Source organism: Ignavibacteriales bacterium, from assembly GCA_016700155.1.
In the GTDB taxonomy this organism is placed as follows: domain Bacteria; phylum Bacteroidota; class Ignavibacteria; order Ignavibacteriales; family Ignavibacteriaceae.
Genome location: CP065001.1, coordinates 2,150,785 through 2,170,172, shown reverse-complemented (window position 1 = coordinate 2,170,172; position 19,388 = coordinate 2,150,785). Strand labels below are relative to the sequence as shown.

The following is a 19,388-nucleotide window of genomic DNA, read 5'->3' as shown; positions in this document are numbered from 1 at the left end:
AACTATTAATAATTATTAGTTGTTTCTTATGCTTTACAGGAATTGGAACCTCCCAGAATATTAATGGGAGGTTTTCTACTTCTATATATGCATTTGAAAGATTTGATACTGTTGATGTATCTACAAGTCACATCAGGGCATTTCAACTGCTCAATCTGAATATCAACGAAGGAGATTTTTCATTAAGGACCAACCTTAATCTTGAGAATGATTTTTCGGAAGCACAAAAGAATGATCCAAGGCTGCGGTTCTACAATCTTTACCTAGAAGCAAGAAATATAATGGACATCGCAACTATTAAATTGGGAAGACAACCCCTCTTTAATTCAGTCGGCGGCGGATTATTTGACGGCGCTACACTTGATCTTAAAAAAGAAGCTTACAAATTCACAGCTTATTTCGGCGGTAATGTTCCTGCATATCAAAAGCTTGAACTCACGGACGATTTTTCAAATGATTACCTGTTTGGAGGAAAGTTTGTAACAACAGTTCTTACAGATTTTCAATTCGGACTTGGATATATCAATAAAAATTTCAAGCCGTATGAATATATGGCAACAAGATTTGATGCTGATCTTAATCCAATACAGGTATTGATCAGCAATAACTCGAATGAATATGAATTTGCCAGTGCTGACATAGCTTATCATAAAAAAGATATTATTGATATAAATACCCGTGCAGATTATGATTTGAATTTTAAGGAAGTATCAAAATTTGAAGTTGATGCGCGGTATGTCCAGGTTGAAAATCTCGGAGTTAGTGTTTACTACAATTACAGGGAGCCGTTGATCAGATATAACTCAATCTTTTCGGTTTTTGATTACGGCAACACTCAGGAGATAGAAGGAGGACTTGATTACAAGATTAGTGAATATATGACCGTGTTAGCAAAATTTGCGAACGTCACTTTTAAAGATGAAAATTCACAAAGACTGACCGCAGGTGTGGTCACGAGGTATGGAAGCATCAACTACAGAAAGAATCTTGGTTACGCAGGTGAGTTAGATGCAGTCTCTTTATATTCAGCTTATACCCTGATGGAAGGCTTGCTGACTCCTTCATTGGGATTAAGCTATACAAGTTATAAACTTTCTAAAGATTCAGAAAAAAATAACCTTACTTCATTACTCGCGGGAATAAATGTTCGTCCTTACAGAATGCTTTCATTTGATCTGCAGGGACAGTATATGGATAACAAGATTTATAAAAATGATCTGAGGTTATTCTTTAAAGTTAATTACTGGTTTAACACTAACTTAAATTTTATGTAATATGAAACTAGCATACATTTACCTGATATTACTATGTGCGGCAACCGGATTTCTGTTGTTCTCAGCCTTTAGTGCTGAAAACGTAAATCAGAATCCAAAGAGCAATGAGGCGATAATAAAATTTTCACACGCTGTACACGCTGACATCGCAACTTGTGAAGGATGCCACACAAAAGTTAAAACTAGCAAATCATTATCCGATAGGTTAATGCCTGATCATGATAGTTGTGTGGAATGTCATGACGTTTCGGATGATACACAATGTTCCAACTGCCACTATGATGATGTTTATGAACCGTTGATCCAGAAAGCCTCCGCTTTATTTTTCGATCACAACTTCCACGTTGAACAGCAGAAAATGAATTGTGAAGCATGCCATTCCGGATTCGCTACTGTTGCTTATGGGTTCCAGGCGGCACAAACAAACCCGATTATGGAAAACTGTTACACATGTCACAATGATAAATCTGTTGCATCAAATGCTTGTGAATCATGTCACGTTTCTACAGTTGGTTTAATTCCTCAGGAACACAAGAATGTGAATTTTGCAAAGTCGCACAAATTTGCCGCAAACGAGTTTGATGCAAACTGTGTTATGTGTCACGATAACAACTCCTGTGAAAGTTGTCACGTAGGTACTTCAATGATAACTGAAATGAATACAACAGATGATTTCTATCAACCATACTCATCAACAAATTTTGTTGATGGCGTTAAACAGCAGCAGATTACAAGAGTACATGAACTCAATTACAGATTTGTTCATGGTATTGACGCAAAAGGAAGGACTGCTGAATGCCAGACCTGTCACCAGGTAGATTCATTCTGCGCGAATTGCCATCAGTCCGAAGGTGGTGATTTTGCAATGAGCGGAGTACTGCCGGCTTCGCACCTTAAACCTAACTTTTTCACAATTGGAGTTGGGAGCGGCGGTGGAGATCATGCGATACTCGCACGCAGAGATATCGAACGATGTGTTTCCTGTCACGATGTTCAGGGTGCCGATCCAACTTGCATTACATGTCATCTTGACAGTGATGGTATTAAGGGAACGAATCCAAGAACTCACGAGAGAAATTTTATGAGTGATAACAAGGGTGATTGGCACGATTCCCAGGGTTCGGTTTGTTATAATTGCCATACAAGCGCTTCGCCGACAAGTGTTGCCGGTGTTGGCTTCTGTGGATATTGTCACGGTTCAAATTGAAAATGAAATTTAATGGAATAAAAATGAAACACTATTCAATTATTTACATAGTCGCTTTGATTGCAGGTTTCATTTATGTTGGATGCAGTGACATAAATGAAGATATCAATCAGCCGCCTGCATTGGGTATTCATGCAGAAGGGATCAGCAATCCAAACTCAACCGCATTTCACGGTGAATTGATTGCCGCGAATAAATACAGTCTGAAGCAATGCCAGCAGTGTCATGGCAATAATTATTCTGGTGCCAGTATCGGAGGAAGTAACATTTCTTCCTGCACAAGCTGCCATACTGGTAATAATGGACCGGAAACTTGCAATACTTGTCACGGAGATTTTGCTGATCCGACACGATCTGCACCGCCTCGCGCACTTAACGGCAGCATTGAAACAACTTACCCGGGTGTTGGTGCACATTCAAAACACCTTTATGAAAACGATCTGGCAAACAATATTCGCTGCTCAAGCTGCCACACTTATCCTCAATCTCTGAATGCAGATGGTCATCTTGGTGATGATATAAAAGCTGAAATAATTTTCGGAAGGGTATCAATTACACAAGGAGTAACACCAATCTATAATTTTGCAGACAATAAATGTTCAAATACTTATTGTCACGGTAACTTTACATTTCGAAGTGTAAGCACAGCAGATAGTCTTAGATATATTTATACTGATTCAATTATGGTTGGCAATAATAAAATAGTTGTTTGGAATCAAGTTGATGGAATGCAAGCTACTTGCGGTTCCTGTCATAATCTTCCGCCTACCGGACATTTCCCGCACACAATTGATAATTGCTGGAATTGTCATTCAGAAGTTATTGATGGTGACGGAAACATTATTGATCAAACAAAACACATTAATGGTATTGCCAATATTAAATATCTGCAATAACTCTTATAATCTTTTTAATTCGAACCAAGCCGCTCATTGAGCGGCTTTTTTTATGCAAAAAAATTTTTGAATTGAAGTACCATATTAATATTTTTACGACGGCTTGTGTCAAATAACTCATTAGTTAAAATTAATTTCAGGAAAAAAAATGGATACAAAGAAACCGCTGGTTAGTATTATTATGGGTAGTGATACAGATCTCCAGATAATGAATGAAGCTGCGTCTATACTAAAAGAATTTAATATACCTGTAGAGCTAAGAATCTTATCTGCACATAGATCACCATACGAACTTGAAAAGTTTGCTTCATCTGCTGTTGAAAGAGGAGTTAAAATAATTATTGCTGGGGCAGGCGGTGCTGCTCATTTACCTGGAGTTACCGCAGCATTTACACCGTTGCCTGTTATAGGTGTTCCGGTAAAAGCAAAATCGCTTGATGGTTTGGATTCATTATTATCAATTGTACAAATGCCGTCTGGTGTACCGGTTGCAACGGTCGGTATTAATATGGCTAAGAATGCAGGAATACTTGCCGCGCAAATCCTTGCAGTATCCGATTCACAGTTATTAAATGCTATGCTTCAATACAAAAAGAAACTGAGTGAAGAATCGATAAATAAGAATAAAAAAATAGTTGATGCAGTTTAAACCAATTTTGCTGAAAGCATTAAAAGATAAAAATTTTTTATTTGCACTGAGTTGAATGCTTGCATAATTAAACAAAATTAGTTAATGTTGTTCCCATCAGAATTATAGTGGGCGCTAAATCAATTCAAAAGAATATTTCTATATAAAAAGGAGGTACTTTAAGTACGTTATTGGTAGTCATCAAACTATAATTCCCTAATTTTTAATTCATTCTTAAACTAATTAGGAGATCTCTCATGAAAAAAACCTCTTCTTCTCGCTTCTTTCTCCTCGCTTTAGTGTTATTAATGACACTAAGTATAAATCTCTTAGCACAAGAAGCTCCTTCTGCCGGTCCTGTCCCGTTTGTTAATTCAAAAGTTGATTATGCAACAAACAATGGTATTGATTTGCTTGCTGGAACTGCTTACGCACACTCAACAAACACAAATACTTTTGTTAGTTTGCCTGTGCCTGGCGGTACACCTTTGACAACAATCGGCGCAATGACCTACGGAAGTTTCGCATCTTCAGGTACATTCGGTGCTGGCGGAGTATTTTACCTTACAACTGTTACTTCAGGATTATTTACAGTTAATCTTACAACAGGTGTTGGTACTTTAGTGGCTCCACTGTCGGTTTCAAATCTAAATGGTATTTCTTATGATCCTGTGAGTGGAAATTACTATGCTGTGGATGCTACAAACCTTTACACAGTGAATGTAGCTACAGGAACTGTCACTCTGGTTGGTTCGATGGGAATTACAGGAAGTTTATTTATTGATATCGCTATCAACTGCGCAGGCGAGGCATATTCATACAACCTGGCAGATGATAATGGATACAGAATTAATCTTGCTACTGGTGCTGCTACTTTATTAGGACCTCTTGGATTTAATGCAAACTTTGGTCAAGGCATGGCTTTTGATAAACAGGACGGCACACTTTATTTAATGGCATTTGATAATACAGCATTTACAATGCAGTTAAGAACTATGAATCTGACAACAGGTGCTACTACACTTGTTTTCGATTATGGTTTAAACCAGATCGCACCATTTGATGTTAACAACACATGTGGTCCTCCAGTTGGTCCTGGACCGGCAACAAATCCAAGTCCTGGCTCCGGTGCAACAGGTGTTTCAGCTTCATTACCTCAGTTGACATGGCAAAATCCAGCTGGTGCTACTGGAAATCAAACTTTCTTTGGTACAAGTCCTGGAAGTTTAAATATGGTTCAAAGTGGTACTCTAGCTACATCTTATAATATTCCAATGGGTACTTTAAACTATTCTACTACATATTACTGGAGAATAGATGAAATAGACGGTAGTGGCACAACGACAGGTCCGACCTGGTCATTTACTATTGAATCAGATCCGAATATTCAAGCAATATTCTTTGATGATTTTGAAGCAAGTACAGATACTGTACCTGTTAATTTTACGGTAATAAATGATGGAGGAACTCTTGTTTGGAGAGTTTTTGGTTCACCTTATCCAAATGCTTATACAATGCCGGCAACCTCATCAGGTAAAGTATTTTCTGCTGATGCCGATGAAGGCGGAAGCGGAACAGGTCCAACAACATTACTCTCAACCGCAGTGTTAACTACTCCTTTGAACTGTTCGAACTATTCAAATATTTCACTTCAATTTGATTCAGATTGGAATGCAATTGATGCCGCAGATTCATGTTACGTTGACGTTAGTAATAACGGAACAACTTGGGTTAACTATCTCTCGTACGGCGGTGTTGACGTAAGAAATACAACTGTAACTCTCGATATATCAGCTACAGCAGATGGTCAATCTACAGTATGGATCAGATTTAAATCTGTTCAGCCAGGATGGGATTGGTGGTGGACAATTGATAACGTTTTAGTTGAAGGCGTTATCCCGGTTGAGCTTAGTGCTTTCACTGCACTTGCAAACGGAAACAATGTTGTACTTAACTGGTCAACCGCAACTGAGACAAATAATCACGGTTTCGAAGTTCAGAGAAAAGTTGGCAGCGAATTCGTTGCTGTTGGTTATGTTGAGGGAGCCGGTACAACTACCGAAACCCAGAATTACACTTATACTGACAGGGAAGTTGGAACAGGTACTCATACATACAGACTAAAACAAATTGATCTTGATGGCACATTCGAATACACCCAGGAAGTTGAAGCTGAGATAATTTCTCCTTCAGTATTTGCTTTAGAGCAAAACTATCCTAATCCGTTCAACCCGTCAACAAAGATCAGTTATAGTTTAGCAATTGATTCAAGAGTAACTCTGAAAATATTTGATGTACTTGGTCAGGAAGTAATGACTCTCATTAATTCCTCAATTACTTCAGGATTGCATGAAGTAAACTTTAACGCATCTAACCTGAACAGCGGTGTATATTTCTATACAATCGATGCACAGGGTGTTGATGGTTCGAATTTCACTTCAACAAAGAAAATGATCCTAACCAAGTAATATTCCTAGGCACTATTAAACAAGCCGGCTTAGAAATGAGCCGGCTTTTTTATTTTAAATTGATTGGAAAGTCCTTAGAATAATTAATAAAAAATGCTTGCATGAATATTTTTATTTTTTTAACGTTGTTCAACAAAATTCAACTATGCTAATTCACAAATCACTAAAACAATAAAGGAGAAAAACGGTTCACTTTGAGCATTTGTTTTTAGTTCCATTTTTAATTAACAAACAACAAATTCTAGAGGAGTTCCTAATGAAACAAACACTGTTACTTTTCGCTTTTCTCTTCGTTCTTGTTCTAAGTTCATCTTCATTTGCTCAGGATTATTCAGTCATGGATTTTGATCCGGATGTAGTAGCCGTTCAGGCGGATACAATTCCTCCGGTTGGTTTTCCTTTCCCGACTCTGTTCAATTTCCATTATTCAACAATCGGTACACCTGCTATTAATGGTGGGACAGTAGGTGCCATGTATTTTAACAATCTGTTTTATTTAAACAGGTGGAATTCAACCATGTTGTATCGTTACAATGGAGGACAATCAGGTCCAACAACGCTTTCGGATAGCGCAGTTTATCAGGGTTCAATAAGAGATTTAACAACTGATGGAAACTTCCTGTTTGGAAGCGCAGCTTCAACTACAATTCATATAATGAATGCCAATGGTATTTCTCAAGGAACTATCACAAGTGCCGGTGGGGTTGCAAGAGCAATCGCATATTCAGCCGATGAAAATGTTTTCTTTGTTTGCGACTTCTCAAATAATATTGGTGTTATAAATGCTGTTAGCGGTGCACTGGTTAGAACTTTAACCGGCACATCAACAATCTCTTCCAAATACGGTATGGCATATTCTAATGTTGCAGGTGATGTTCCTGCTGTATGGGTTTGGGGACAAGGAACAACAGCAAATCCATTTAATACATTAACCAAAATAAATCCGCAAACAGGAGCTGTATTGGCCACTTATTTGTTTGGACCATATCCTGTGCCGGTTGGAAGTACATCACACAGCGGTATTGCCGGCGGCGCTGAAGTATGCCAGATCGGTGATAAGATAGTTCTGATATTAAACCATCAGAACTGGGCTGTAACTGGTTATGTTTTGGCTGATATTATACCAGTTGAATTAACTTCTTTCACTGCATCTTCTAATGGAAGTGATGTAACTCTAAACTGGCAGACAGCTACAGAAACAAATAACCATGGTTTTGAAGTTCAGAGAAAAATCGGTGAGAGATTTACCACAATCGGTTTTGTTGAAGGATTTGGAACCACAACCGAAACGAAAGATTATACTTTTACTGATTCAAAAGTTGCTTCAGGTACACAGGTTTACAGATTGAAACAAATCGATTTTGACGGTGCATCAGAATATTCTCAGGAAGTTGAAGTTGAGGTTATTACTCCTTCAGTTTTTGCACTTGATCAGAATTATCCAAACCCATTCAACCCAAGCACAACTATATCATTCAGTCTTGCAAAAGATTCAAGAGTAACAGTAAAAGTGTTTGACGTTGTTGGACAGGAAGTTGCAACCATAGTAAATAACAGCTTCGGCACAGGAAGCCACGAGATTAATTTCGATGCTTCAAATCTGAATAGCGGAGTTTATATTTACAGACTGGAAGCCAGTGCTGTTGATGGAAGCACATTCTCAGCAGTTAAGAAAATGACTCTAACAAAATAAGAGTTTCTTCAAAAGCCGGTTCACTGAACCGGCTTTTTTGTTCCTTGAAAAAATGATTTGGTAATCTGAAGACTTAATTGTTTTCATGTCAGCATTAATATCTTTAATTAATGTTTCATTGTTCAACTATCATTCTTCAAATTTCAATAATAAATTTTCAGGGTGAGCCAATGAAATCATTTACTAAATTGTTTTTAGTTTCCTTCCTTTTAATTTCATTTACATTTCTATCAGCGCAGGATAATATTTCCTTTACCGACGATAATCTGCAAACTGCTTCAATCATTGAACAGAGAGATCAAGGTGGATACGGTTCGGTTTTTAATGCCGGTACATGGTATCCATCAGGAACATATCCTAATCTTCCTGCAGTCACATATTTTCAGTCATCGGTATGGTTGGGGGATACACTATATGTTCATACACCTTCTACCACAGGAGGAATTTCTTCAACTATTATTAAGTACACGTTAGATGGCTCCTGGACAAACGCAACACCCTTGCCCGCTTCAATGGTTGGTGGTGTGTTGGTAGCCTGCAATGGAAAACTTTATTATGTCGCCGGCAGCACTGTTGCAATCAATGGAACTGCTACCAATACCCTTTTCGAATATACTCCTTCAACTGGCTCCTGGACTTCAAAAGCTGTTTTGCCTGCAGTGTTGGCCGGACATGGGGCGGTTGCATGGGGCGATAGTGTTATATTCGTCGTTGGTGGTCCGTACACAGGTTCCGGAACCAATCTTAATATTCACTATTACCGGCTGGCAACGGATACATGGGCTACGATTAGTAATTCATTACCATCAGGACAAGGCAGAAGGACATTTGCTTTAGGAATAAGCGGGAATAAAATAATCATGTCCTCGGGATACAACACTGCATTCCTTAAAACTACATGGGTTGGTACAATTGGTTCTGATGCAAGCCAGTTGACCTGGACAGCCGCACCGGATGTACCCACAACCTGGGCTGGATTAAGTCGCCCCGGCGGAACAGCGATGGGTGATTATTTCTTTGTAGTTAATGGTGAAAGAGCCGGTGCCGGCGGATATTATGATACAACACATGTATATCAAATAAGTACAAATACATGGATTGACATCATAAACAATATTCCTTTTAAGATGTCAAATATTTTTAATGCTGTTGCACCAAAGATGGTAAATGATACCATCAGATTGTTTATCCCCGGTGGCTATGGTTCATTAACCGGTGCCACGCCTGGGGCAGGTACAAATTTATTTAATGTCGCTCAATGTGGTGATCTGGTAATTCCGGTTGAATTAATTTCTTTCTACGGCTCTTCGACTGACCATATTGTTAACCTGTCTTGGTCAACTGCAACTGAAACAAACAACTATGGCTTTGAGGTTCAAAGAAATTCCGGAGATGGATATGTTGAGGTAGGATTCGTCAGCGGTTACGGATCAACCAGTGAGATACAACACTATTCATTTATTGATTCCAAAGTTCCATACGGCACTTATCTTTATAGATTAAAACAAATAGATTTTGATGGTACTTTCGAATATTCAAATGAAATCGAAATCAAGATTCTGCCGCCATCAGTTTTTGCACTTGATCAGAATTATCCAAACCCATTCAACCCAAGTACAACTATATCATTCAGTCTTGCAAAAGATTCAAGAGTAACAGTAAAAGTGTTTGATGTAGTAGGACAGGAAGTTGCAACAATAGTAAATAATAGCTTCGGCACAGGAAGCCACGAAATTAATTTCGATGCTTCAAATCTGAATAGCGGAGTATATATTTACCGGCTGGAAGCCAGTGCTGTTGATGGAAGCACTTTCTCAGCAGTTAAGAAAATGACTCTTACCAAGTAATTACATTCCTTTCTGATTAAGCCGGTTTAACACTAAACCGGCTTTTTTATTATTGCTTCCACGTTCAATTACATTGATACTTCAAATTCAATTTGATAACTTTCTGCCGCTTTAAAACAAACATTTGAAAGAATTCATAAATGAAATTTATTATCCCGTTTTTTATTCTATCTGCACTTTTAATTTCAGGTTGTTCCGGTGAATCTGCTGAAGATTTAATGAAAGCTGCCAGACAGAATATTGATCAGCAAAAATATATTGAAGCTGCGCCTCTCCTTGAAAAACTCGTAGCGGAGTTTCCTGAAAATGAACTGGCTCCGACAGCTCTGTATGATCTTGCCAACTTATATCAAAAACGTAATCTGACTGATCTTACTGAAAAGCAAGCGTTAGTTAAGGCATCAGAATTATTTAAGAAGGTTTATGATGATTATCCTTCAAGTAAGGAAGCTGCATATTCGTTATTTATGGCTGGGTTTATTAAAGCCAATGAGCCCATCTCAGAATATAAAGACGCCACTGAGTTGTACAATTTATTCATTGAAAAATTTCCTAATCACGAAATGGTTTCCTCAGCCAAAGCTGAATTAAAATTTATGGGAATTCCGGCAGACCAGATAATTACTGACACAACTCTAACGCGGAAATAAATGCAGCAAGCCAGTCAGGACTTCAGGAAATTTCTTGAACCGTCGATCATTTCTAAACTTAATTCGCTTGAGTTAAAAGCAAGATTTGTAGTTGAAGGTTTTATGGTAGGACTTCATCGCAGTCCTTATCATGGCTTTAGTGTTGAATTCACAGAACATCGTCCATATCAGCAGGGTGATAGTTTACGGGATCTTGACTGGAAAGTTTTTAGTAAGACTGAAAAATATTTCATCAAACAATATGAAGAAGAGACAAATCTAAAAGCGTATATTCTTCTTGATATAAGTAAGTCAATGAATTTTTTTTCAGGGAAAAACATTACAAAGATTGAGTATTCTTCTGTACTCGCGGCAAGTCTGAGTTACATAATGATTAAGCAGCAGGATGCTGCCGGACTTACTTTGTATTCCGATAAAGTTAATTCTTATTTACCGCCAAAGGCTTCAAGATCGTATCTACAGGAAATTCTAAAAGCACTAAGTAAAATAGAACCTTCCTTTAAAACAAATACTGCAATATCATTAAACTCAATCGCCGAAAAGATTAAAAGGAAAGGACTTGTGGTTATTATCTCTGATCTGTTCGATGATCCTGATATGATAATAACAGCTTTAAAACATTTCCGGCATCAGAAAAATGAAGTGATTGTGTTCCAGGTTCTTGATCCTGTGGAGAGGACGTTCGCGTTTGGGCAGGATGCAATTTTCACTGATATGGAAACAGGAGAAGAGTTAACGACTCAACCGTACCAGGTACAAAAAGCTTATAAGGAATCAATGGAAGTGTTCATTAACAAAATCAAAACTGAATGCCTTAATGCAAACATTGAGTATAACCTTATTGACACTTCAATGTCTTTTGACAAAGCTTTGTTCAGTTATATTCAGAAGCGCTCCCGCTTGTACTAACAAATCTCATTTCATAAGTGAATTTATTTCACTAACATATTTTTCTGCTAGCGACTCCGATTTTTCTTTGTCACCACATTCAACAATTATTCTTATAATCGGTTCAGTGTTGGATTTTCTGAAATGAACCCAGTGATCATTAAAATCAATTCTCAATCCATCATCAGTATTAATTTCACCTGATTTATTTTTTTGAATCATAGAATTGATAACATCATCAGGATTAATATTTACAAGATCAATCTTCTTTTTAGTAATGAAGTATTGGGGAAGAGAATTTTTTAATTCCGAAATTGTTTTTCCAAATTCAAGCATATGTTGTAGCGTTATTGCAATCCCGACTAATGCATCTCTACCATAGTGTAACGCAGGATAAATAACTCCACCGCTGCCTTCACCACCGATAACAGCATCAACTTCTTTCATTTTCTTTACAACGTTAGCTTCACCAACCGGTGAACGAAAAACTTTTTGACCAAAACTTTTTGCAATATCATCAACAGCTCTTGTTGTAGATAGATTAACAACTACTGCACCCGGATTTCTTGACAGTATAAATTTTACAGCCTGTGTAATTGTATTCTCTTCACTGAATGGTTCACCATCACTAGTAATCAGGACAAGTCTGTCAACGTCGGGATCAACTACAATTCCCAGTTCAGCATTATTTTGTTTAACTGCTTTCATTGTTTCAACAAGATTTTCGGGCAGTGGTTCAGGAAAGCGGGGAAAGATTCCTGTTTCTTCACAATTAATTTTTATTACTTCGCAGCCAAATTTTTCGAGAAGCGGTGGAATTGAATAAACACCCGCACCATTTACACAATCCAGCAGCACTCTGAATTTTCTTTTTCTTATAGCTTCAGCATTGATGTATTTTAGATTGATGACATCATCAATATGCTTTTGTAGTCCTTCATAATATTTTGTTGTCTTTCCAATTTTATCCCAGGATTTATAATTAACCTGTGAATCATCAAGAAGACTCAACATAGTTTTATTTTCATCAGGAGTCATGAATTGCCCGGTACTGTTCAATAATTTTAAGGCATTCCACTGATTGGGATTGTGACTTGCGGAGATTGCAATTCCGCCATCAGCATTTAAGGTTTTTACTGTGTACTGAACTGTTGGTGTCGGACAAATACCTATATCAATGACATCAATACCTTTTGCATTCAATGTTCCTGTGACAATTGATGAAACCATTTCACCGGTAATTCTAGCATCTCTTCCAACAACAACCTTACCTGAGCCAATAAAATCAGCATAGGCGGAAGTGTATTTAACTAAAGTCTGCGGGTCAAGTCCGTCACCAACAACACCACGAATACCTGAAATACTAACCATCAATGTGGGCATTAAATCCTCCAAATAAGAAAAATTGTTCTGCGCAAATTAAAAAAAGTTTATGAGTATGTAACTGTCCGGTATTATTATATTCAGTATGAAATAAAATTTTATTATTAATGAAAACTAAAATAATACAGATCAATAAACTTCTTATTTCGTTTTTTGGTGTACCGAAAAAAAATTCCATCGATCCTGATCCTCTTGATATGATAATCGCTACAATCTTATCACAGAATACCAACGACACAAATTCATATAAGGCGTATAAACAGCTTAAACAAAAATATCCTGATTGGAGTGAATTGATAAACACACCAAGAACGAAAATCGAGTCAATAATTAGAGTTGCAGGGTTAGGCAAACAAAAATCAGCAGCGATTAAAAAATCTTATTTCTGAATTATCGAACAGGAATAAAAAAATATCACTCGACTATTTATTTGAGCTATCAAGTGAAGAAGTTTTAACAGAACTTACTTCATTTAAAGGAGTCGGAACTAAAACCTCAGCATGTGTATTATTATTTTCTATGAAGCGTGATATTTGTCCTGTTGATACTCATGTACATAGAACTTTAAATCGGATTGGACTGGTTAAGACTTCAACTCCAGATAAAACTTTTACAGAACTTCACAAAGACTTTCCAAAAGGAATTGCACATTCATTTCACACAAATCTTATAAGACTTGGAAGGGAAGTGTGTAAAGCCGGAAAACCAAATTGTTCAATATGTCCGCTTAATATTATCTGTACTTACACTGACAAAAATTATTCAGGAAGTGCTTCAACTATTAAAAAAGATTTTATGTTACTTGATAATGTTTCCTGACTCACTACTGAAGTTTGTATTGTTGATAATTATCCATATCAAATAAAGTGTTCTTTAATCTTACTTTACTCTATATATAATTTGCCTTAACTTTGCGCACACAAATCTCATCAAAATAAATCAGGAGTGTTTTAATGTCTAATCCATTAGGAATAATTGGGTACGATTTTGTTGAATTTTATGTCGGTTCAGCCAAGATGTGGGCTTACTGGCATGCTAAAGCAATGGGGTTAAAAATTACCGGATATTCAGGACCTGAAACAGGAGTTAAGGACAGAGTTTCATACTATCTTACAAATAATAAAATTCAGTTTGTTGTTACCTCAGCAGTTAAACCTACCAATTATGAAATTTCACACTTCGTAAATAAACACGGCGATGGTGTTAAACGCTGGTCATTAAAAGTAAAAGATGTAAGAACCGCTTATGACAATGCTGTAAAGAACGGCGGCATACCTTCACGTTCACCTAAAAAGTATGAAGATGAAAACGGATACATTGAAGAAGCTGCTTTAAAATTATATGATGACGCTGAAATAATTTTTATTAACAGGGATAACTATAAAGGAATTTTCAAACCTGGATTTGGAAAGCCGATTCAGAATATTAATCTTGATTATGAAGATACAGGATTACTCGAAGTTGATCACATTGTCGGCAATGTTCGTGTTAATGAAATGAATTTATGGGCGAACTATCTTAATCAAACGCTGAACTTCGAGACATTTATTGAGTTTGGTGAAGGAGATATCTCCACTAAGTATTCCGCACTTCTTTCAAAGGTTGTAAGATCAAAAGAAGGCGCGCCTGTTAAAAATCCTATCAATGAACCTTTTGAAGGAATGAAAAAATCACAGATCGAAGAATACATTGATGAGTATGTTGGTTCAGGCATTCAGCATATTGCTATCACCACGAACAATATCATGAAGACAATTGATTCGATGAGAAAGAATGGAGTAGAATTTTTAACCACACCACCTGATACTTATTATCAGATGTTAAAAGAAAAAGGTTTGAAAATTACAGAGAACATTGATGAACTTAAAAAATATGGAATTCTCTGCGACCTTGAAGGTAAAGGCTATCTTCTTCAGTTATTTACTAAGCCGATTGGCGATAGACCAACTTTCTTTTATGAAATAATACAAAGAAGAGAAGGCGCTGAAGGATTTGGTCAGGGTAACTTCCAGGCACTGTTCGAATCAATTGAACGTGACCAGATGCTTCGCGGAAATTTTGATAAAGATTAATTTGAAAAAATTTTCCTCATTAAATTTTAATGAAAAACCCTTAGGAGGTTAGAATGCCTTTTTATGTAAGAGTCGGAAGTGTTCCACCAAAAAGACATACAACATTTTATAAACCTGACGGCAAATCACTATATCGTGAAGAACTTTTCAGCACAAAAGGTTTTTCAGGGATATATTCAAATAAATATCATCTCTATACACCGCCGCAGGTTGAAAGAATCGGCGAAATGAAAAAAGATAATTCGAATGACTGGAACGATGCGCCGCTTCAATACTATCATTTCTTTACAGATAAGAAAAAAACTAACGGGAATTTTCTTTCATCAAGAAATGAGTTTCTGAAGAATGAACATTGTGTAATATCAACCGCGAATGTTACTGAAGATACTGACGTGTTCTACCGAAACAGTTATGCACATGAAATAGTATTTGTTCATCACGGCAAAGGAGAATTTTTATCAGAGTATGGTAAACTTCCTTTTGAAGACTGGGATTATATCGTTGTTCCAAAAGGTACAACATATCAAATGAAGTTTGATAATTATAAAAATGTTAAGCTGATGATAATTGAATCAAGCACACCGTTTGATATTCCGAAACATTTCAGAAATGAGTATGGACAATTAGCAGAAGACGCACCGTATTATGAAAGAGATTTTAAAACACCTCAGTTCACAGAACCGGTTGATAAAAAAGGAAAGTTCAACCTTTTATTAAAAGTTGCCAACAGAACATTTGAATATCTTCTTCCACATCATCCGTTTGATGTTGTTGGATGGGATGGTTTTCTTTATCCATACACATTTAATCTTAAAGAGTATGCCCCCAAAGTCGGTAAGATACATTTGCCTCCGCCGATTCATTTAATGTTTACAACACAGCATTTTGTTGTTTGTAATTTTGTTCCAAGACTTTTTGATTTCCATCCTGACGCGATTCCAGCTCCTTATTATCATTCAAACGTTGATAGCGATGAAGTGCTTTATTATGTGCATGGAGATTTTATGTCGCGCACAGGTGTGCAGGAAGGATCAATAACATTACATCCGATGGGAATTCCGCACGGTCCGCAGCCAGGAAAAACTGAAGCATCAATCGGCAAAAAAGATACGGATGAGTACGCGATTATGATTGATACTTTCGCGCCGCTTCACGTGACAAAAAATGTTAAAGGAACAATGATGGAAGAGTATGCACAATCCTGGTTGGAGAAATAGGGAAGTAAATCATGATCAAAATTCCTGAACACATTCAGAAACTTATTCCATATAAAGCAGGAAAACCGATTGAAGAACTGGCAAGGGAAAAGGGGATTAAAAAAATTGTTAAGCTTGCATCAAATGAAAATCCTCTGGGACCTTCACCAAAAGCAATTGAAGCGATTAAAAAAACATTGACAGAAATACATCGGTACACTGATCCTTCCGCTTATAAACTGGTAAATGCAATATCAAAAAAATATAATATTCCCGCGAACAAAATTGTTACGGGCAGCGGCTCGGATTCGATTCTTCAATACATAATAACAGCTTTTAGTGATGATGAAGATGAGATAGTTACATCGGAAGGTTCATTCATCGGCTGGTATGTTAACGCGAATAAATATGGCAGAAAATCTTTTTTAGCTCCGTTAAAAAATTATGCATTTGATCTTGATGCAATATCAAAATTGATTTCATCAAAAACTAAACTGATATATTTGGCAAACCCGAATAATCCAACCGGAACAATGTTTACAAAATCTGAATTCGAAAACTTCATGAAGAAAGTTCCGGATTCTGTTCTTGTTGTTCTTGATGAAGCTTATACAGTTTATGCAGAAGATAACCCTGAATATCCAAACGGATTTGAGTATGATTACAAAAATCTAATTGTAATAAGAACGTTGTCCAAGGCTTATGGTCTTGCCGGAATACGAATTGGTTTTGCAGTCGCTGAAGCTGAGTTGATTAGAGAATTATACAAAGTCAAACTGCCATTTGAACCAAATATGCTTGCGCAGGAAGCTGCAATAGCTGCGCTTGATGATGAAGAGTTTCTTTCTAAAACAAAGCAGGCAAACAAAGTCTCTTTAGAAAGAATGAAGAAAAAATTTGATGACCTTGGAATTGAATACGTTCCAACAAGCGCCAATTTTTATTTGATGTTATTGAATGATCAGGCAACAAGTATCAGATTTAATGAAGAATGTTTGAACTCTGGATTAATTTTGCGGCCTGTTAATACTTTCGGTATTCCGAATGGTATAAGGATAAACAGCGGCACTGAGGAAGAAACAACTTTTGCTCTTGAAGTAATTGAGAGTGTTTCAAATAAAATTTTAAAAGTGAATACAGTTAATAACTAGTATTCCTATTCTTACAACACGGAGTAATTAATGAAATTCGTTTCCTTTCTAAAAGATGATGAAGAACGTTTAGGACTTTTTTATAACGATAAAATTTATGATCTGAAAAAATCAGCAAAAGAAATCGGTTTAAAACTTCCTTCAACAATGAAAAAATTTTTGAAGAAGTTTGATGAGAATTACCAGATTTCAAAACTGGTATTAAGCTCAGTTCAACAGAATAAGATAAGTGCGTCTTTAAATTCAGGTGAAGTAAAATTATTAGCTCCGGTTCCTGATCCTCCTTCTTGCAGGGATGGATATGCTTTCAGGCAGCACGTTGCTACTGCCCGCAGAAACAGGGGAGTTGAAATGATCCCGGAGTTCGATCAATATCCGGTATTTTATTTTACCAATCACAATTCAATTCTCGGCGAAGGCGATGTTTATCTTGAAGAAGATCATTTTCAAAAATTAGACTTTGAACTTGAGGTTGCTATTGTAATTGGTAAAGGTGGAAAAAATATTTTATCCAAAGATGCTGATAAACACATTGCGGGATTTATGATAATGAATGATCTATCTGCAAGAGTTTTGCAGATGGAAGAAATGAAACTGAATCTTGGTCCGGCTAAAGGAAAGGATTTTGGTACAGCAGTAGGACCTTATCTTGTTACAGTTGATGAACTCGAACAATATAAAATTGAAACTGCTTTTGGAAATAAATATGATCTTAGAATGACCGCATTCCACAATGGCAAGCAGGTATCAGATGGCAATATGAAAGATATGAACTGGACATTTGCCGAGTTGATTGAACGAGCTTCTTACGGTGTTGAATTATATCCGGGAGATATAATTGGTTCCGGAACAGTTGGTACAGGCTGTTATCTTGAACTTAACGGAACCTGGGCGTTAGAAGCAAAAGCTTCCAATAAAGAGTTTTCTCCTGTATGGATTAAAGAAGGTGATGAAATGGTTTTGGAGATAACAGGTTTGGGTTCGCTTAAAAATAAATTCTATAAATCAGCAAATACATTTTCTTTGATGGCAAAGAATAAATAATATGCTTCACTACGAAACTAAAGACATACCGTTTCAGCAGGTTCATAAATTATTGCTTGGTGGTGTTGCGCCGCGTCCTATCGCATTGGTCTCGACTATTTCAGAAGATGGAATAAATAATCTTACACCATTTTCTTTCTTCAATGCGTTTGGGGCTAACCCTCCTATCATTGCTTTCTCACCTTCGCGGAGGGGAAGAGACGGAACATTAAAGGACACTTACCATAATCTTACTAAAACAAAAGAGTGTGTTGTTCAGTGTGTTACTCATTCAATGGTTGAACAAGTTAGTCTTGCTTCAACTGAATACCCACCGGATGTTGATGAGTTCATTAAAAGCGGATTGACGCCTATCAATTCCGACATTGTAAAACCACAACGAGTTAAAGAATCTCCTTTTCAGATGGAATGTAAGGTGCTTCAGATAATTAGTTTTAATGAACTTCCTTCTTCCGCAAATATTGTGATATGTGAAGTCCTAAAATTTCATGTAGCAGAAGATCTATTTGTGAATGGAATAATACATCCTGAAAGAATTGATCTTGTAGCGAGAATGTCAGGCGACTTTTATTGCAGGGCAAATGGTGATGCTATATTTGAGATTGAAAAACCCATTTCAAAAAAAGGTATCGGCTTTGATAACATTCCTGATTTTATTAAAACTTCGGAAATATATTCAGCTAACGATCTTGGAAAATTGGCAAACACCGAAAAACTACCTTCAACATATCAACCGGAAAAATTTCTTCACGAAGTTTTATCTGTTGGTGATGAACAGGTTGAGTTCACAGTAGAATCATTTGACAGGTACCAACGAAGAGATGACTATAAAAATATGTTGAGATGTCTGGTCTATTTAAAGGATTCCGGACTGACAGGATTAAAATCCAAAATTGAATTAACGGCAAAGACATCCCTCAAAAAGAATGATTTAGAATTTGCATGGAATACAGCACTGCTGGTTAGTCATTTTAATCTCATCTGAAAAACT

At 36.8% G+C, this 19,388-nt stretch carries 15 protein-coding genes and 1 pseudogene; 15 read left to right on the top strand and 1 reads right to left on the bottom strand.

Going from position 1 to position 19,388, the window contains the following annotated elements; translation table 11 throughout:
* Positions 1-146 precede the first annotated feature (146 nt).
* The 9 genes from IPM56_09130 to IPM56_09090 all read left to right on the top strand — a co-directional run bounded on the left by IPM56_09130 (position 147) and on the right by IPM56_09090 (position 11,572).
* Positions 147-1,274 carry a hypothetical protein gene (locus IPM56_09130; GenBank protein QQS38268.1) on the top strand — a complete coding sequence of 376 codons (1,128 nt, stop codon included), beginning with the start codon at positions 147-149 and terminating at the stop codon, positions 1,272-1,274.
* 1 nt (position 1,275) lies between these two features.
* The gene (locus tag IPM56_09125; GenBank protein ID QQS38077.1) at positions 1,276-2,481 is read left to right on the top strand and encodes a cytochrome C; all 1,206 of its coding nucleotides are present in this window, start codon (positions 1,276-1,278) and stop codon (positions 2,479-2,481) included.
* A gap of 23 nt (positions 2,482-2,504) precedes the next feature.
* Positions 2,505-3,377 carry a hypothetical protein gene (locus tag IPM56_09120; protein QQS38076.1) on the top strand — a complete coding sequence of 291 codons (873 nt, stop codon included), beginning with the start codon at positions 2,505-2,507 and terminating at the stop codon, positions 3,375-3,377.
* Between the two features lie 148 nt (positions 3,378-3,525).
* Positions 3,526-4,026, top strand: coding sequence for a 5-(carboxyamino)imidazole ribonucleotide mutase (gene purE, locus IPM56_09115; protein ID QQS38075.1), 501 nt, complete (start codon positions 3,526-3,528; stop codon positions 4,024-4,026).
* A 236-nt stretch (positions 4,027-4,262) separates the two neighbouring features.
* Entirely contained in the window at positions 4,263-6,473 is a 2,211-nt protein-coding gene (locus tag IPM56_09110; protein QQS38074.1) for a T9SS type A sorting domain-containing protein, read from the top strand.
* A 256-nt stretch (positions 6,474-6,729) separates the two neighbouring features.
* A complete protein-coding gene (locus IPM56_09105; protein ID QQS38073.1) occupies positions 6,730-8,166 on the top strand; it encodes a T9SS type A sorting domain-containing protein in 1,437 nt (478 codons plus the stop codon).
* A gap of 170 nt (positions 8,167-8,336) precedes the next feature.
* Positions 8,337-10,013, top strand: coding sequence for a T9SS type A sorting domain-containing protein (locus tag IPM56_09100; protein ID QQS38072.1), 1,677 nt, complete (start codon positions 8,337-8,339; stop codon positions 10,011-10,013).
* Positions 10,014-10,153: 140 nt separating this feature from the next.
* Complete coding sequence (locus IPM56_09095; GenBank protein QQS38071.1) at positions 10,154-10,663, top strand: tetratricopeptide repeat protein; 510 nt, start codon at positions 10,154-10,156, stop codon at positions 10,661-10,663.
* Complete coding sequence (locus tag IPM56_09090; GenBank protein QQS38070.1) at positions 10,664-11,572, top strand: DUF58 domain-containing protein; 909 nt, start codon at positions 10,664-10,666, stop codon at positions 11,570-11,572.
* Between the two features lie 6 nt (positions 11,573-11,578).
* Here IPM56_09090 and glmM read toward each other — a convergent pair whose 3' ends face one another.
* Complete coding sequence (gene glmM, locus IPM56_09085) at positions 11,579-12,934, bottom strand: phosphoglucosamine mutase (GenBank protein QQS38069.1); 1,356 nt, start codon at positions 12,932-12,934, stop codon at positions 11,579-11,581.
* Positions 12,935-13,041: 107 nt separating this feature from the next.
* Between glmM and IPM56_09080 the strand changes: the two are divergent.
* The 6 genes and pseudogenes from IPM56_09080 (at position 13,042) to IPM56_09055 (ending at position 19,382) form a co-directional block, all read left to right on the top strand.
* A pseudogene (locus tag IPM56_09080) lies at positions 13,042-13,753 on the top strand (endonuclease III).
* Between the two features lie 134 nt (positions 13,754-13,887).
* Complete coding sequence (gene hppD, locus IPM56_09075) at positions 13,888-15,006, top strand: 4-hydroxyphenylpyruvate dioxygenase (protein QQS38068.1); 1,119 nt, start codon at positions 13,888-13,890, stop codon at positions 15,004-15,006.
* Between the two features lie 53 nt (positions 15,007-15,059).
* Entirely contained in the window at positions 15,060-16,223 is a 1,164-nt protein-coding gene (locus IPM56_09070) for a homogentisate 1,2-dioxygenase (protein QQS38067.1), read from the top strand.
* 11 nt (positions 16,224-16,234) lie between these two features.
* On the top strand, positions 16,235-17,353 hold the full coding sequence (locus IPM56_09065) for a histidinol-phosphate transaminase (GenBank protein ID QQS38066.1): 1,119 nt from the start codon (positions 16,235-16,237) through the stop codon (positions 17,351-17,353).
* Positions 17,354-17,383: 30 nt separating this feature from the next.
* Positions 17,384-18,397 carry a fumarylacetoacetate hydrolase family protein gene (locus IPM56_09060; protein QQS38065.1) on the top strand — a complete coding sequence of 338 codons (1,014 nt, stop codon included), beginning with the start codon at positions 17,384-17,386 and terminating at the stop codon, positions 18,395-18,397.
* A gap of 1 nt (position 18,398) precedes the next feature.
* Positions 18,399-19,382 carry a flavin reductase family protein gene (locus IPM56_09055; GenBank protein ID QQS38064.1) on the top strand — a complete coding sequence of 328 codons (984 nt, stop codon included), beginning with the start codon at positions 18,399-18,401 and terminating at the stop codon, positions 19,380-19,382.
* Positions 19,383-19,388: the final 6 nt, after the last annotated feature.

Coding starts and splice junctions, on each gene's coding strand:
- IPM56_09125 (QQS38077.1), top strand. CDS start 1,276: ATGAAACTAGCATACATTTACCTGATATTACTATGTGCGGCAACCGGA.
- IPM56_09120 (QQS38076.1), top strand. CDS start 2,505: ATGAAACACTATTCAATTATTTACATAGTCGCTTTGATTGCAGGTTTC.
- purE (QQS38075.1), top strand. CDS start 3,526: ATGGATACAAAGAAACCGCTGGTTAGTATTATTATGGGTAGTGATACA.
- IPM56_09110 (QQS38074.1), top strand. CDS start 4,263: ATGAAAAAAACCTCTTCTTCTCGCTTCTTTCTCCTCGCTTTAGTGTTA.
- IPM56_09105 (QQS38073.1), top strand. CDS start 6,730: ATGAAACAAACACTGTTACTTTTCGCTTTTCTCTTCGTTCTTGTTCTA.
- IPM56_09100 (QQS38072.1), top strand. CDS start 8,337: ATGAAATCATTTACTAAATTGTTTTTAGTTTCCTTCCTTTTAATTTCA.
- IPM56_09095 (QQS38071.1), top strand. CDS start 10,154: ATGAAATTTATTATCCCGTTTTTTATTCTATCTGCACTTTTAATTTCA.
- IPM56_09090 (QQS38070.1), top strand. CDS start 10,664: ATGCAGCAAGCCAGTCAGGACTTCAGGAAATTTCTTGAACCGTCGATC.
- glmM (QQS38069.1), bottom strand. CDS start 12,934: ATGCCCACATTGATGGTTAGTATTTCAGGTATTCGTGGTGTTGTTGGT.
- hppD (QQS38068.1), top strand. CDS start 13,888: ATGTCTAATCCATTAGGAATAATTGGGTACGATTTTGTTGAATTTTAT.
- IPM56_09070 (QQS38067.1), top strand. CDS start 15,060: ATGCCTTTTTATGTAAGAGTCGGAAGTGTTCCACCAAAAAGACATACA.
- IPM56_09065 (QQS38066.1), top strand. CDS start 16,235: ATGATCAAAATTCCTGAACACATTCAGAAACTTATTCCATATAAAGCA.
- IPM56_09060 (QQS38065.1), top strand. CDS start 17,384: ATGAAATTCGTTTCCTTTCTAAAAGATGATGAAGAACGTTTAGGACTT.
- IPM56_09055 (QQS38064.1), top strand. CDS start 18,399: ATGCTTCACTACGAAACTAAAGACATACCGTTTCAGCAGGTTCATAAA.